Source organism: Oceanobacter antarcticus, from assembly GCF_044962685.1.
In the GTDB taxonomy this organism is placed as follows: Bacteria; Pseudomonadota; Gammaproteobacteria; order Pseudomonadales; family Oceanobacteraceae; genus Oceanobacter; species Oceanobacter antarcticus.
Genome location: NZ_JBBKTX010000009.1, coordinates 152,027 through 167,091, shown reverse-complemented (window position 1 = coordinate 167,091; position 15,065 = coordinate 152,027). Strand labels below are relative to the sequence as shown.

At 51.0% G+C, this 15,065-nt stretch carries 13 protein-coding genes; 10 read left to right on the top strand and 3 right to left on the bottom strand.

Annotation, left to right across the window (positions count from 1 at the left end; genetic code table 11):
* The first annotated feature begins 105 nt into the window (after positions 1-105).
* Complete coding sequence (locus WG929_RS09315; protein WP_416205809.1) at positions 106-300, top strand: hypothetical protein; 195 nt, start codon at positions 106-108, stop codon at positions 298-300.
* A gap of 367 nt (positions 301-667) precedes the next feature.
* On the opposite strand, the gene WG929_RS09310 is transcribed toward WG929_RS09315, so the two are convergent.
* Complete coding sequence (locus tag WG929_RS09310; RefSeq protein WP_416205808.1) at positions 668-1,453, bottom strand: integron integrase; 786 nt, start codon at positions 1,451-1,453, stop codon at positions 668-670.
* Between the two features lie 324 nt (positions 1,454-1,777).
* Here WG929_RS09310 and WG929_RS09305 point away from each other — a divergent pair, with 324 nt between their 5' ends.
* The 3 genes from WG929_RS09305 (at position 1,778) to WG929_RS09295 (ending at position 4,089) form a co-directional block, all read left to right on the top strand.
* Positions 1,778-3,463 carry an ATP-dependent nuclease gene (locus WG929_RS09305; protein ID WP_416205807.1) on the top strand — a complete coding sequence of 562 codons (1,686 nt, stop codon included), beginning with the start codon at positions 1,778-1,780 and terminating at the stop codon, positions 3,461-3,463.
* Between the two features lie 68 nt (positions 3,464-3,531).
* Positions 3,532-3,810 (top strand): hypothetical protein, encoded by a 279-nt coding sequence (locus WG929_RS09300; protein WP_416205806.1) that lies wholly within the window; start codon positions 3,532-3,534, stop codon positions 3,808-3,810.
* Positions 3,811-3,927: 117 nt separating this feature from the next.
* Positions 3,928-4,089 (top strand): hypothetical protein, encoded by a 162-nt coding sequence (locus WG929_RS09295; RefSeq protein WP_416205805.1) that lies wholly within the window; start codon positions 3,928-3,930, stop codon positions 4,087-4,089.
* Positions 4,090-4,261: 172 nt separating this feature from the next.
* Here the strand turns inward: WG929_RS09295 and WG929_RS09290 are convergent, their stop codons facing one another.
* On the bottom strand, positions 4,262-4,708 hold the full coding sequence (locus WG929_RS09290; protein WP_369854438.1) for a bacteriohemerythrin: 447 nt from the start codon (positions 4,706-4,708) through the stop codon (positions 4,262-4,264).
* Positions 4,709-5,045: 337 nt separating this feature from the next.
* Between WG929_RS09290 and WG929_RS09285 the strand changes: the two genes are divergently transcribed.
* The 3 genes from WG929_RS09285 (at position 5,046) to WG929_RS09275 (ending at position 8,221) form a co-directional block, all read left to right on the top strand.
* Complete coding sequence (locus WG929_RS09285; RefSeq protein WP_369854437.1) at positions 5,046-5,294, top strand: hypothetical protein; 249 nt, start codon at positions 5,046-5,048, stop codon at positions 5,292-5,294.
* A gap of 178 nt (positions 5,295-5,472) precedes the next feature.
* Positions 5,473-7,053, top strand: coding sequence for a SulP family inorganic anion transporter (locus WG929_RS09280; RefSeq protein WP_369854436.1), 1,581 nt, complete (start codon positions 5,473-5,475; stop codon positions 7,051-7,053).
* Between the two features lie 58 nt (positions 7,054-7,111).
* Complete coding sequence (locus tag WG929_RS09275; RefSeq protein ID WP_369854435.1) at positions 7,112-8,221, top strand: DUF1513 domain-containing protein; 1,110 nt, start codon at positions 7,112-7,114, stop codon at positions 8,219-8,221.
* An 84-nt stretch (positions 8,222-8,305) separates the two neighbouring features.
* Here WG929_RS09275 and WG929_RS09270 read toward each other — a convergent pair whose 3' ends face one another.
* Entirely contained in the window at positions 8,306-9,781 is a 1,476-nt protein-coding gene (locus WG929_RS09270) for an aminotransferase-like domain-containing protein (protein ID WP_369854434.1), read from the bottom strand.
* 187 nt (positions 9,782-9,968) lie between these two features.
* On the opposite strand from WG929_RS09270, the gene ccoG reads away from it, so the two are divergent.
* The 3 genes from ccoG to WG929_RS09255 all read left to right on the top strand — a co-directional run bounded on the left by ccoG (position 9,969) and on the right by WG929_RS09255 (position 15,063).
* Complete coding sequence (ccoG, locus tag WG929_RS09265; protein ID WP_416205804.1) at positions 9,969-11,363, top strand: cytochrome c oxidase accessory protein CcoG; 1,395 nt, start codon at positions 9,969-9,971, stop codon at positions 11,361-11,363.
* Positions 11,364-11,628: 265 nt separating this feature from the next.
* A complete protein-coding gene (locus WG929_RS09260) occupies positions 11,629-13,800 on the top strand; it encodes a TonB-dependent receptor plug domain-containing protein (RefSeq protein WP_416205803.1) in 2,172 nt (723 codons plus the stop codon).
* A gap of 120 nt (positions 13,801-13,920) precedes the next feature.
* Positions 13,921-15,063, top strand: coding sequence for an HmuY family protein (locus WG929_RS09255; protein WP_416205802.1), 1,143 nt, complete (start codon positions 13,921-13,923; stop codon positions 15,061-15,063).
* The last annotated feature ends 2 nt before the right edge of the window (positions 15,064-15,065 follow it).

The following is a 15,065-nucleotide window of genomic DNA, read 5'->3' as shown; positions in this document are numbered from 1 at the left end:
CCTTCCTCTGTAGCGACCGAGGCAACCGACCGGTTCATAGGGGGCAACAGCTTCTTCAAGACAGCGGCCTTACGTTCGTCTGAGTAGCGCGGCATAGCAATCCTTTTGACCCACTCTGAGATGAATTTAGGCGAAAACGCCTACTGGACAACTAGGGTGACAGAGCGGGCTTGGGATAAACCACTGGTACGCCAAAGGTTGATGTGCTGCTGCCATTGTTCGGATTTAGTCATGAGCTGTCTCGTTGAAGAATTTGAAGAATTTGAAGAATTTGAAGAATTTGAAGACAGCTTAGAATGAATTGAGTAGTGATTTTAGATGGGGTTGTTTGAGCGTTTACGAAAGCCCAATGTCATTAACTTAATGAAAATCAGATCTGTTGGAGTGGTCCATGACCATGCATCCGCGCAATCTTCACGACCATGAACTACGCGTCCCGGATCGCTCCACACAATGTTACGTTAATGGCATTGGCCCGCCCGCATCTGCTTTTGCTATTGCAACCGATCCAGCGGGCTTTCTGTACCAGCAAAATGCTGGCCGATCACATGGGTATAGATCTGCGTGGTGGCAACATCCGTATGACCCAATAACTCTTGCACGGTACGAATATCCCGGCCGGAGCATAACAGCTCGGTTGCAAAACTGTGCCTGAAGGTATGGCAGCTTACTTTTTTGCAATACCACTGTTTGCTACGGCGATTTTCAGTGCTTTACGCGGAACACTGTCGTGCAAATGATGGCGGCAATTAATTCCGGTATGGGGATGCAAACACAAACCGCTGGAGGGAAATAAAAACATCCAGGCCGGTTGACGGAAGGCATTCGGATACTTTCTCCCCAGGGCATCTGGCAACGAGGGGCCAACACCCTGAGTATTATCAATTTTCTGAATTTCTATGGCACTGGCCATCGCTGCTTCAATTTCAGTCTGAAGCGATAAGGAGAGAATTGTCACCCGGTCCTTGTTTCCTTTGCCGCTGTGTACGGTCAGTGCTCGCCGAGAAAAATCGAAATCCTTGATTCTCAGCCGTAAACATTCAGAAATGCGCAAACCGGAGCCAAATAGCAGCGAAAATATCAGCCGATCCCGATTATTCATCACGGCAAGAATTCGTCCGACCTCCTGCGATGAGATCACCACAGGCAATTTGGCAGGTTTATTGGCATGTTGAAAGCCCAGGTCGCCCAGAGGCAATTCCAGATACGTGTTATACAGAAACGCCAACGCATTCAAGGCCAGCTTCTGAGTATTGACCGAGACATGGCGATCATTCGCCAGAAACCCCAGAAACTGCAACACCTCCGCAGCCCCCATCTCTTTGGGATGTCTCCGCTTTTGGTAACGAATAAAGAACCGAATCCAGTAAACATAGGCTTTCTCGGTTCGCAGGCTGTAGCCGCAGGTGCGCATAAAGCGGCGAATGTCATTGAGAAAGGGGCTGGAAGTCATTGATCTGATGTGTATGCATATCCAGTATAATAGAAAGTTTGCCCAAATCAATGCGCGCTTTTTCAGAAGCCTTGCGCGCTTTCCCGGACGTTGTTATCGTTAAGGCATTGATACACGGAAATTTGTTGCGCAGGTTTACAGATTAATGCGCAAGGCACAAAGGAGTTAATGCGCATGCTCGCTTTCACAGAATGGACTGATCTGGAAATGGATGTTACTTCCTATTATTCAAGTAGTTACGGTGATTTTCCAGAAACCGGCTTGCCCAGAAACCGCGCATGCGCACTAATAAACTGTTAGTTTCCCCAGAGTGTTGATAAATAAATGAAAATAGAAGGTTTAAGGATAAGAAACTTCAGAACTATAGGTTCGGAGCAGCACATAGATCTAACCAGAGGTCTTACCATTGTTGGACCAAATAGCAGCGGTAAAACTAACATATTAAAATCTATTGAGATGCTGTTTACCGGGCTTGATAACAAACTTGGTTATGACGTAAAAAGAGATCTTACTTTTAGTGTATCTAATGGACAAACCAGCCTTGTTGCAACTTTCAGTGGCGATGAAGATGGGGATGATAAGGATTTCTTTCAGCTATATAGAGAGCTAAATAAAATGCTGGAAGATCCTAAGCCTGTAGGGAAAAGTTTTTCTCTTTATTTGAATTTCGCAAAATCGGGCACTCCAATGTACCGGTTCTTCTCTAATGAAAAGATGAAAAGTGGCCAGTCTGGCCCCGTCTCGCACAAACAAAAAGCGGCATTAAACTGCTTGCTTGATAAATTTGTTTGTCATTATGTTCCATCTTCAAAAAGTATAAGCGACCTATATTCTAGTTTACTACTTCCCTTTATTAAACGCTCGGTTTCGCGGGTTCTTGATGACAAGCTAGTCGACATAAATAGAAATTTAACGGGTATTTCAAAAACACTTGATGATCAACTCAGTATGGCAGGACTACCCCATATAAAATCCCACTTCTCCCTTCCAAACAACTCTATGGAGGAGTTAATTGACCGGTTTGAATTTCATTTGTCAGATCCAAATAAAACTGAAATTGATCGGAAAGGGATGGGAATTCAAGCTTCAGCTATTCTTGCCTCATTTCTGTGGATAACAAAGGAAGAGGCCAAATTGTCAAAAAATACAATTTGGTTAATTGAAGAGCCGGAATCTTATCTCCACCCAGAGCTAGCAGGTTCCTGTCACAGGATGTTAGAACAACTCCGCTCAGAAGCACTTTTGGTGACAACGACTCATTCTTTAGGATTTGTTAATCAAGACCCTAGAAAGGTCGTAGGTACAGCAATAGACAATGAAAACACTAAGGTGATACAGTATGAATCCTATGTAGAAGCGACCTCTTCAATACGAAGTGCTTTGGGCGTAAGGTTCAGCGATTACTACAATCTTGGGGTGCTGAATGTATTTGTTGAAGGAAAGTCAGATAGGGAGATTTTTCAATGGGCCCTAAAAAAAATTACGCCAAAGGAAGACGGAACATGCGAGTGGAAATATCTTAGATCAGCAGATTTTTTGGATTTTACAGGAGTTTCTGGGATGGAAGGGTTTATGAAAGCCACCTATGAATTTATCCAAAAAGAGAGGCCTGTTGTTACTGTTTTAGATGGCGACCCCGCAGGTGACAAAACAAGGAGGGATTTGCAGCACTACTTAGGAAATAAGAATATTTCCTTTGAGGCAAATCGAAATTTTATAAGTTTGCATACAGGATTCTCTTTGGAAGGTCTCTTTCCTCACGAATGGATTATAGGGGCACATGCTGAGCACCCGAACTGGTTTAAAGATTATTCTGTAGATGTCGAGGGAAAACTTCAGCCGTTTGATTTGAAATCTAATCAAACAAAAACTCAACTAAGAGCCTTTCTAGTTAATAAGTCCGAATCTGACGATGATAATCTTTGGGTTGATAAGTTTGAACAAGTATTTAATATGCTAGAGATGTCGCTGCATAGCCAATATGTAAAAGTATATGGTAGTGAAATGTAAACTAACAAAGCATTGCAGCGGACAAGCCGCTGAATGCAGCGTTATGTGCCCATATTTCGGAGGCTTCCATGAATAGAAAAGAAACCATGCATAAACTCATTGATGTTTTGGCATTTGAGTTGCTGCAAGAAATTAAGCAACGGGAAAACTTAAATAAAGATCGGTGGGTAGCAGTTGCCGAGATAAATAATGATTTAGAACTTAAGTTTGTAGCAGTTCCCAAGGATAATACCCAGTATGGAGAAAAGGGTTGGCTATTCGCTATACTTGCAAGAATGTTAGAGGATAAGGGGCTTGTTGAATTTCAAAAAATTGGCAATAACTCTTACTACAGAACATGCACATAACAAGTTGCTGCACGCGGACTCGATACAGTTGTCGCGGTTTTTGCTAAAAGAAAAGGCAGCAAAAACAGCACCAACTTACTCGCCGGTGAGCAAGGCGTTATGTGAATAGGAGGCCTCGTGTCTAATAAATCGAAAGTAGATGAGTTTTTTAATGCAATGTCAGATGAAGTTTGTAACTTTATTAAATCTTCTGAATCTGGCTTTAGTGAATCTTGGGTGCCTGCAACCTATATCAAAGAGCAACTTGATTTAAAAAAAGCCTGCATACCCGCAAGGTAATAAAATCGATAATAAAACGGGTTGGATTTTTGCCACAATTGCGCGCCACTTACAGGATCAAAATAAAGTCCTATTTAAAAAAATCGGTAGTCGGTCCTTCTACAAAACAAGCAAATAATTCACATAATCGGGTGCCATTCTGTTCACGGATGCAGACTGGCTTTATTTGCACTTAGGCAAAAAAGTGTTTCACCATGCGCCGCACAAAGTTGCCTTCCAGCGTTTTTTTGACATAAGGGACATAGTGCTTGTCATCGCGTTGAATATGATTGGTCAACCATAAGCCAATATCCGAACGCACTTCTTTGGCGACTTTGATGCTGTCTTCGCCATTTTCCAGTCGCTGGTCATAACTGACCGCTCGTCGCCGGAAGGCTTCATGAACTTTGGCATGAGCCTTTAAGACGGGGTAATTCGCTTGTTCCATCAGGCTTTCTTCGAATGCGTTGTGTGAAATGGAGTAGTCGATCAGCGCTTTGGCGACAGCCCGGATTTTAAGGTCATCCCGTTGCTTGATGGCAGCATCAACTTCTTGTAAATAGTCGAAAATACGTTTGTGCTGAGAATCAATAATATCAATACCGGTTTCAAATTCCGGGCTCCAATGAATTGGCTGCACAGGTTCCTTCCTTACCTTGGGGTTAAAAAACACACGGGTTGAAATGACTAGAATGCGAAATAACTGCCGGTGATCTGTCACGCGCAGCATCCCACCTGACCGATAACCAACCAGTGACAAACATGAGTGTTGCCCGAGCATCAACTGGTTCTATACCCGCCATAATTTTGGGGAAATAGTACAAACAAGACACAAAACCTCCTTGTTCGGCGAGGCTGCCGAGAAAGTGGCAGTTCGTGATAGGCTTTCGGGTTTGGGTTAATACTAACGAGTGGCTTCAACACTCACCCTAAATATTAGTGATTTGCTGATATTTAGGGAAGTACTGGTTTGGAATATGGAACTCGTTGAACGGATCAATCTTGTTATAAAGCAAGAGGGGTACACTCGACCGATGCTTGAAAAGGCGACGGGGATCAAGGCAAAGCGCTGGGAAAATATGAGTGGCAAGATCGCAAAGCCCTATGCCGAAGAGCTGGAGGCCTTGGGGAGACTGTGGCCAGAATACGCTTATTGGTTGATTACTGGCTCAGAGATACCGGAAGCCGGACAAATCAGTCCAATGACAAAAAAGTCCATTACCTAAAAGACGCTGGGTTGTCTGCTGTTTGATGCTCATATTATCTTTTGAATGACATTCTTTGTTTGATGAAGGTGGTGGCTTCTGAATGAAGATGATTTGCATTGCTGCCGATCTGTCCTGAATTTGACGGCTCGTACTGGTATAGTGCGCGGCTTTCCGATTCCTGGGGGTATTCGATACCATGCCATCTTTATTTCGTGAGTTTGCCGCAACATTCTCGCCCAACATCAAAACGGATGTGTTATCCGGTCTGACGGTTGCTTTGGCATTGGTGCCAGAAGCCGTCGCGTTTGCCTTTGTTGCCGGTGTTCACCCGCTGGTCGGGCTTTATGCTGCCTTTATGGTAGGTCTGATTACCGCCTGTATCGGTGGTCGTCCGGGGATGATTTCCGGTGCGGCCGGGGCGCTGGCGGTGGTGATGGTGGCACTGGTGGCTGATGCCGAACGCCTGTATGGCGATGGCATGGGACTGCAGTATTTGCTGGCTGCCGTCGTGCTGATGGGGGTAATTCAGGTTGCCGCTGGCGCGCTGCGGCTGGGCAAGTTTATCCGCTTGGTGCCTCACCCGGTGATGCTGGGGTTTGTGAACGGTCTGGCGATCGTGATTTTTCTGGCGCAGCTGCCACAGTTGCAGGTGAGTACCCCGGAAGGCAAATGGGGTTGGCTGACGGGTGAGTGGTTCAGCGGCATGCAGCTTTACGTCATGCTTGGTCTGATTGCCCTGACTATGTTTATTACTATTAATCTGCCCAAGCTGACCAAGGCGGTGCCGTCGGCCTTGGCCGGTATTCTGGTGGCCAGCCTGTTGGCTTTCGGTCTGGATCTGGACACCAAAACGGTCGGCGATCTGGCCAGTATCGCCGGTGGTTTGCCGCCAATTGCGATACCGAATGTGCCGTTTAATATGGAAACCCTGCTGTTTATTCTGCCGTACTCGGGCATTTTTGCCGCGATCGGTTTGATTGAGTCGTTGTTGACGGTGACGGTGATCGACGAGATGACCAATTCTCGCGGTCGGGGTAACAAGGAGTGTGTGGCTCAGGGTACGGCCAATATTGTTACCGGTTTTATCGGTGGTATGGGTGGTTGCGCCATGATTGGCCAGTCGATGATTAATGTCAGTTCCGGTGGTCGTGGCCGTTTGTCGGGCATTGCTGCTGCGTTGTTTTTGCTGAGTTTTATCCTGTTTGCCTCACCGTTAATTGAACAGATCCCGATTGCGGCATTGGTGGGTGTGATGTTTATGGTGGTTATTGGTACGTTCGAGTGGGCCAGTTTCCGGATGGTCGGCAAAATCCCGAAACACGATCTGTTTGTGCTGGTATTGGTGTCGGTGATTACGGTGCTGACCGATTTGGCCATTGCGGTGATTATTGGGGTGATTGTATCGGCATTGGTGTTTGCCTGGCAGGGTGCCAAGCGCATCCACGTGTTAAGCCAGAAGCAGGAAGATGGCTCTAAGCTCTACAAGCTGTATGGCCCATTGTTTTTTGGTTCGGTGGCATCGTTCAAGGATCTGTTCGACATCAGCAATGATCCAGACAAGGTCCTTATCGATTTTGCCGATAGCCGTGTTATGGATCATTCGGCACTGGAAGCGATTGATACGCTGGCTGAGCGGTATATCGCCGAAGGCAAGGAAATCCATTTGCTGCACCTGAGTCAGGAATGCCGCACGTTGCTGAAACAGGCGGGCAGCTTGTGTGATGTGAATGTGATTGAAGATCCCCACTATAAGGTAGCGGTTGACGAGCTGGCGTAACAACGCCTGTCCTGCTGGATTCTGGGATGACGAACTGCTGGCCAAACGAGGATAAATCATGACTGTATCGCGTCGTACTCTGCTCGGTTGGCTGGCGACTACGGTTCCGGCGACATCCTTGTCGATGGCGGCGCTGTTAACCACTGGTTGCAGTCAGCGTAACGGCACCTTGCTGTTGGGTGGCGGGCGTTTCGTCCAGCCGGATGGCAGCGGTCAACGTCATGTGGTGGCGGTGGTGGATATACAGCGGCAGCAAACGGATCTGATTGATCTGGATTTTTATCCACACGGTATCCATTGGCACCCGGAATCTCCCAATCGGCTGGCGGTGTTTGAGAAAAAAGGCCCACATGCCTGTGAGCTGGATCTGGTGTCTCGGCAGCTTACCCGTGTGATTGAGTCCCAGCCGGGGCGTTATTTTTATGGTCATGGTGTTTATTCTGCCGACAACCAGCTGCTGTTCAGCACTGAAACCCGGCTGGATGGGCTGGATGGTGTGATGGCGGTGCGGGATGCCAACTCGCTGGCGTATCTTGGCGAATTCCCGTCTTTTGGCAAGGAGCCGCACGAGTGCAAGTTGATTGATAGCGGTAAAACGCTGGTGATCACCAATGCGGGTGGGCCTCTTGATGGCGCTGCGCCCTGCGTCAGTTTTGTTGATGTTGCCAGTCAACAGCTGTTGGAGCGGGTGTTGTTAACCCGTGAAGATATTAATACCGGGCATGTGGCCATCGCCGACGATGGCAGTCTGGTGGTGGTATCGGCCCCGCGTACCGGAATGAGTGTTAAGGACAACGGTGGCGTCAGTATTCGTCCGCAGGGTTTGCCAATGTTGTCGATGACGTCGCCACAAGCGATTGTGGATCATATGACGGGGGAAGCCCTGAGTGTGGTGATTGATAACCGTTCCGGGGTTGCGCTGGTGACTCACCCGGATGCCGATATGATTACTTTCTGGTCGATTGCTGAGCAAAAAATGGTGCATTCGTTGGCGCTGGCGCGGCCACGGGGGACGACGCTGACGACGGATGGTCGTTACTTCCTGGTCAGTTATGACCGGGTGCCGAAAATCCTCAGAATTGCGACTGCCGATGTGTTTGCTACCCCAGAGATGGTGGTGGACAGTGCTTATATCTCTGGGTCGCATTTGTTTAACTGGCATGTCTGAGCTTTTTCTCTTTTTCTCTTTTCTCGGTATTTTCTCCCTCTTTTGTTTTTTCGTTAATTCTTGTCGCCAGGGAGTAACGGATAATTATTCAGTGCTTGAACCGTTCAGCAGCAAAGAAAGTCGTTGCAGGGCTGCCCGTCGTGGCGCTGTCCAGGCATGGGCAAAACTCAACCGAATGGCGTTGGTGAATTGTCCTGAGGCTGAAAATAGCGGGCCGGGTGTGATGATGACGCCATGAGCCAGGGCCTCGGGATAGAGCGCCAGGGTGTTGATCTGGCGCTTTGGGGAATGCGGTGGGTTGGTCGTGTCGGTTCCCAATTCCAGCCACAAGGCCAGGCCACCGTCCGGTGCGCTGAACTGTGGAGCGCCGGGCCACTGACTGAGTACAGACAGCAATTGATCTCGTTGCTGCCGTAGCTGGTAGCGCTGACGTCGCAAATGACTGGCGTAGCTGCCATCGGCGAGGAAGTCTGCCACGCCCTGTTGCAGATAACGGCTGCTGGCCAATTGGGTGACCAGTTTCAGCCGCAGAATATCGGCATGCCAGCGGCCACCGCTGATCCAGCCAAGGCGCAGATCCCGTGACAGGGATTTGGAAAATGAGCTGCATAACATCACTCGTCCGCTCAGGTCGCGAGCCTTGAGCGGGTCGGGTACACGGTTAAACGCGGTGTCGGCGTAAATATCATCTTCAATAATTGCCAGATTGTGCTGTTCGGCCAGGTTGAGTAATTGCTGTCGAGCGTTGTCGGGCAGCAATGCTCCGCCGGGTGTGGCGAAAGCGGGGGCAACCACACAAGCACGCACGGGCCAGCGTTGGAGTATGACTTCCAGTGCATCGATATCCATACCGGTGGTGGTTGAAGTCGGGACTTCAACGGCCTGTAACTGCAGCTGCTGCAGTAGTTGCAAAACGCCGTAAAAGCCGGGTGCTTCCACCGCCACGACATCGCCTTTTTGGCAACTGGCCATCAGGGCCAGAAACAGCGCGTGCTGACAGCCGGAGGTGATGCAAAGTTGCTCGTTGGTCAGGTTGCAGCCACGTCGTTGCAGTTGCTGAGCCAGTTGTTCGCGTAGCATGGGCAGCCCTGCGGGATCGTCGTAATACTGGAAATCATCTCCGCGCTGGCGGCGCAAGGCACGGCCCAGGGCGCGGTTTAATATCACAATGCCGGGTGGCAGGTCGTCGGAGCTGCGCTCTGGCAGCAGATCGAAGGCCGCGCTGCGGCGCATGATGTCGAGAAATAGTTCGCTGACGTTGACCGCGCGTGGGGCATCAATCTTGAGCTGGGGCGCTGGCACGCTGGTGGCGGGTCTGGTGTTGCTAAGTCTGGGGTTGGCGGGTCGATGGCTGACGTAGTAGCCGGATTTGGGTCTTGCTTCCAGTAAGCCGCGTGCTTCCAGTCGTTGCAGTGCATGGACAACCGTTGCTTTGGAAAGCTGGTGTTGCTGGCACAGTGTGCGAATGGAGGGCAGGCGTGTTCCCGGTGGCCAGCGTTGCTGTTCAATTCCCTGTAACAGGGTTTGCTCCAGTTGCTGGTAGCGAAAGTCGGGTTTCATCCGGTTCTCCAATCATGCTTTCTATCAGCAATTTCTGTTAGTCGTTTCTGTTAGTCGTTTCTGTTAGTGCTGCCAAGCGGCTCTTCTCATCTGTCCCTATTGTTTATAAGTTTTTTAGGCCTGAATCGCAAAGCGTTCGCGGCGTAATCTGACCTTTGTGATAGCTGGCTGATAATAAAGGTAACCGATGAAAAACATCCCGATCGTGGCGCTCGACTCTGAGCCGTCAACAATAAAGATGGCTCAGGTGAACGGTAAGTTTTATGTCCGCCTTATGGCGGGGCATTATCAGAATCTTCGCCGTTGGCTGAGCTGGCCGCTGATGGCGGCGTTTTTTCTGGTGGTCTGGCTGCCATGGGATGGGCATCCGGCGGTGCTGTTTTCGTCCCAGGAGCGCCGTATTTTTCTGTTTGGACTGAATCTGAGCTGGCACGACTTGCCGTTGTTGTCGGGCATGTTGATTGCGGCAGCGGCACTGCTGTTTTTTACTGCGGTGGCCTGGGGGCGAGTGTGGTGCGGTTTTGCTTGTCCGCAAAGTGTCTGGACCTGGTTGTTTATTCGTATCGAGCATCTGATCGAAGGCGATGCTCGGGTGGTGCGCAAACGGGAGAGTCGGGGTTTGTCAGTAACCGACTGGCTTCGGCGCGGCGTTAAACATGGCGTCTGGATGGTTGTGGCGCTGGCGACGGCAGCGACGTTCAGTGGTTACTTTGTGCCTGTGCGCGAACTGACCGCTGAGTTGGTGTTGCTGGAATTTGGCTCTGGCGTGTGGCTCTGGGTCATTATTATGGCAGCGCTGACTTATGCCAATGCCGGACTGGTACGGGAAAAAATTTGTCTGCATGCCTGCCCGTACTCGCGTTTTCAGAGTGTGATGTTTGATCTGGATACCCGTACCGTCAGTTACGACGTGGCACGCGGCGAGCCACGTATCAGCGCCCGTCGACAAAGCAGTAGCGGTGGTGATTGTGTCGATTGCAGTTTGTGCGTACAGGTGTGCCCGACCGGGATTGATATTCGTGATGGCTTGCAGGCAGCCTGTATTGATTGTGGTGCCTGTATTGATGCCTGTGATGGCGTTATGACACGGCTTGAGCGTCCGCCAGGGCTGATTCGCTTTGCGTCAGAGCGGCAGTTGCAGGGGCAATCGTCACCGTTGTTCCGTGGCCGATTGCTGGGGTACGGGGCCATTGCCCTGATGGCTGTTGGTGCGGTGATCTGGGGATTTACACAGACAACGGCGATGGTGGTGGAAGTTCGGCGCGACCGCACCGAACTGTTCAGTATTCGCCCAGACGACACCGTGTGTAACGATTATCGGCTCAAGGTGGAAGGTTTTGTACCCGGACAAACCCTGGTTCAGGTGATCGTGCGGGAGCTGGTGGCTGTCGGTGCTGATGAAGGTCAGTTTGAGTTGCTGGGGCCAGAGGGTATCGACCTGGCGCAGAGTCAGGCGAGCTGGCAGAACTATCGGGTTTGTGCCCTGAACCCGGCACAGGGGAAAACCCGGCTGCAGTTTGAATTTCGACTGGGTAAGCATATCAGTACGCGCAACAGCACTTTTCTGGTCGGGCGGCACTAATGGCGCTCACTGGTTTATAGGGTCAGCCCTGCAGGGCTGATCTTTCTCGTTTTATTCATCTCCTCTCTTCGTTTTCTTCGTTTTCTTTTTAATGGCTACTCACCGTGGTCGAGCTTGTGGCGCAGGTTCTGGCTCGGTGAGAGAGCTGGGCTGGAAAATGGGCGGGAAGCTGTTTTTCTTTCCATTCAAATGGTAGTGGTTTGCATTTGTATTTGGTTGATAATTATGGATAATGATCATCATTCCTATTTGGGTGTGGTAAAAAATGCATTTCGCTTGGTTGGTGGTTGGTCTTCTGCCGGTTGCTTCTCTCTCTGCGGTGACGTTGGCGGAGGAGCGTGCGTCTGCGGCGTTGGCTGCAGACGATGTGTTTTATCTGGATGCTTTGGTGGTGACGGCATCGCGTACCCAACGACCTCTGGCCGATACGCCTTTTCGAACCTTGTTGCTGGATGAAGCGACCATCCAGCGTTTGCACAGCCGTGATGTACGTGATGCGTTACGGGTTATTCCAGGTATTCAGCTGCGGGAAATTCACGGTAAAACCGGTGAGGCAGTTCAGGTTCAGGGGTTGGATGGCGAGCGGGTGCTGGTGCTGGTGGATGGCATGCCGGTATCGGCGACAACCGGGTCGACGGTGGATCTGTCGCAACTGTCGTCGCTGGATATCGACCATATTGAAATGATGCCTGGCGCTGCTTCGGCGTTGTATGGCAGCGCCGCGATGGGGGGGGTGATTAATATCATTACCCGGAACGTGGAAGGTATGACGCGGCTGCGGCTGGCAATGGATGCTGGCAGTTATGGTGAAGCGCGGGAGCTGTCGGATGAATGGTTGCCACAACGTCATTATCTGGCAGCGGCTGATCTGGCGCTGACGGACACTCGCCAGTTGGGTTTCAGTGCCGATCAGCGTAAAAGCTCGGATTTCGATTTATACGATGGCAGTTGGACCAGTAATGGCTTTGACGGCACCAAAACCACTCTGGCGGCTTCATGGCGGGAGCGTTGGGGGTCGTCAGAGCCAGGGGTGGCTGGTGGGAATGCCGCACTACGGGTGGAGCAATATCGTGAAGATCTGGTCGGTCGACGGCTGACCACCAGCAATAAGGACGGGATTAAGGAAGAGGATCTTGAACGCTGGCGGCTGGCGGCCAATATCGAGCAGTCACTGCCTGTCGGCCAGGTGTCAGCCAGTATGTTGTATGAGCAGCAACGTGACGATACCGCACAGCTGGCGGTGGATGACGACATTGTTGCCGGCAACCTCTGGCGCTCGGCGGACTACAGCCAATACAAGTTGATGGGGCAGTGGCAGGCACCCCGAATGTTGTTGGGTCGTACGGCGTTGCAGTTGGTCACCGGGCTGGAGGGTTTTGGCGAGCAACTGGAGCAACAAAAAAAAGAGATGAAACTGAGTTGTTCCGGGGTAGGCAGCAACTCCACCACGACCGAGCTGGGTAGCGGTTATTGTCTGGTGGATACCAATGAAGTGCCGGAGGAGCAGCGTCGCAGTGTTGAGGCGTTTGTGCAGGGGACGCTGGCGCGGTCTATCGACAATGGCGTTGCTGACAAGGGCGCTGTCTCAGGTCTGCAAGAACTGGAATTATCACCCGGTATCCGCTGGCAGAACGACAGCGGTTTTGGCCCGTATCTATCGCCGACGCTGGGGAGTCGGCAGCAATGGCAGCTCTCGATGTCGGGCACAGACTGGAAACTTCAGACACGTCAATCAATCGGGGTTGGTTATCGCGTCCCGAATCTGAAAAACCGCTATTACATTTTTGATCACAGCATCAATGGCTACAAGGTGTTGGGTAACGAGACGCTGCAGCCCGAACACACTCGCAGTGTCCAGGTGTCGGCGATGATTACCGACGGCAAGCGTCTGCACCTGGAGTTGTCGGCGTTTCACAATCAGATTAAGGATCTGATTGAAGCGGTGTCGACGGGGGAGACCGAGCAGGATGGCACGGTGGTGATTTATCGCTACAGCAATATTGCCAGCGCTATGACACGGGGTGCGGATGTGTCGGCCCAGTGGCAGATATCCGATGCGCTGCAACAGCGGCTGTCGTACTCGTTGCTGGATGCCCGTGATCTGGAAATCGGCGCAGCCCTGGTGAATCGCTCGCGTCATCATATTCAGGGGTTGTGGCTGTGGGATGTCTCTGCGGATCTTGGCCTGACGCTGATCTCGGAGTACGTCGGTGCCTCTTATACCGAAGTTGCCGATTCCTCTGCCGGTACGGCGAACCACATGTCGCCAGGCTATTGGCAATGGGATTTGAAAGGTGACTGGCGTCTCAGTCCGACGCTGCGTTGGTATGCCGGGGTCAATAATCTTTCTGACAGCGTCCGCGATCCCCGTGATTCCTATGACCGACGGCCATCCACCGGGCGTTTTCCGTACCTGGGAGTTGAGCTGACATTTTGACCCACTTGGTTCATGACTGGTGCTGTATCCGCTATCTGCTGATGTGAAGGACAGCGCCTGTGGTCATCGGCATGACGATGAAAATAACCCAATAACACCAATGCTATTCAAGGAGTGTGTATGAAACAGCGCTATCAATCTCTTTCGGTACTGGTTGCCGCAATGCTGTTGGCCAGTTGCGGTAGCAGCAGCGACGACAATGATAATGATGCATCGACAGGAGATTCCGACGAGTCCGATGTCAGCTACACCAGTCTGAAAATCAACGCCGCCGATTATGATGCCTGGCAGTACGTCAGCCTGGCGACCGGTGACGTGCTGGATTTGACCGATGTAGAGGCTGCCACCTCGACGGACTGGCAACTGGCTTTCCGCCGTACCGCCATCAAGCTGAATGGCGGTGTTTCCGGTAGTGGTACTGTTCAGGTGGCGCTGGCCGACGCCCAGGAGGAATTCTACGACTCGGAAGGTAATGCCGATGTATCGGTCTTTACCAATGCTGTTGCCGATACCGAGGCTGAAGCGTTGACCGTCAGCTATGACGCAACAGCCTTGAGCTTCAGTACCGATGCCAATGAACCGGCCTGGTCGGACTGGTATGTCTACGATGCCACTACACACCAGATTGCGGCGAATACCTCGGTTGGCTGGCTGTTGCGCCATGCTGATGGCAGCACTTACAGCAAGGTGTTTCTGGATGTGGCTAATTACACGGATATTACGGTTCGCTTTACCACTCAGGCGGCGGATACGGTGCAGTTTGCCGGGTCTGAACAAACGCTCAGCGCGACTCTGGCAACCGATGCCACGGTGTTGTGTCTGGATCTGGATGCCGTGGCCGAGGTGGACTGCGATGATGCTGGCAGTGATTGGGATCTTCGTTATGAAATTGATACTGCGGCCCGTGCGGTCAATATCTGGACTAATGGCGGTGTTTACGGCGCTGGCAGTGGCGCGGTGTTTGGCACGATCGAGGCAACAGAGCTGGCGGCTTATACCAGCGCCACGATGGTTGACAGTTACGATATCTCGGCGCACTACGCTGCCGACAGTAGTTCCAATCCGTTTACTGACAACAGCTGGTATGCCTACAACCTTAACGAAGGCCATTTGTTGTGGCCAAACTTTCGCACCTATCTGATTGACCTCGATAGCACGGATGACAGTGCTGATTATTTTACCCTGCAAGTGGCGGACTACTACAGTCTGGGTGCTTCTGGCAGTCCGGAAATCCGTTTTCAGTTGATGTCGACAGGAGAGTAATC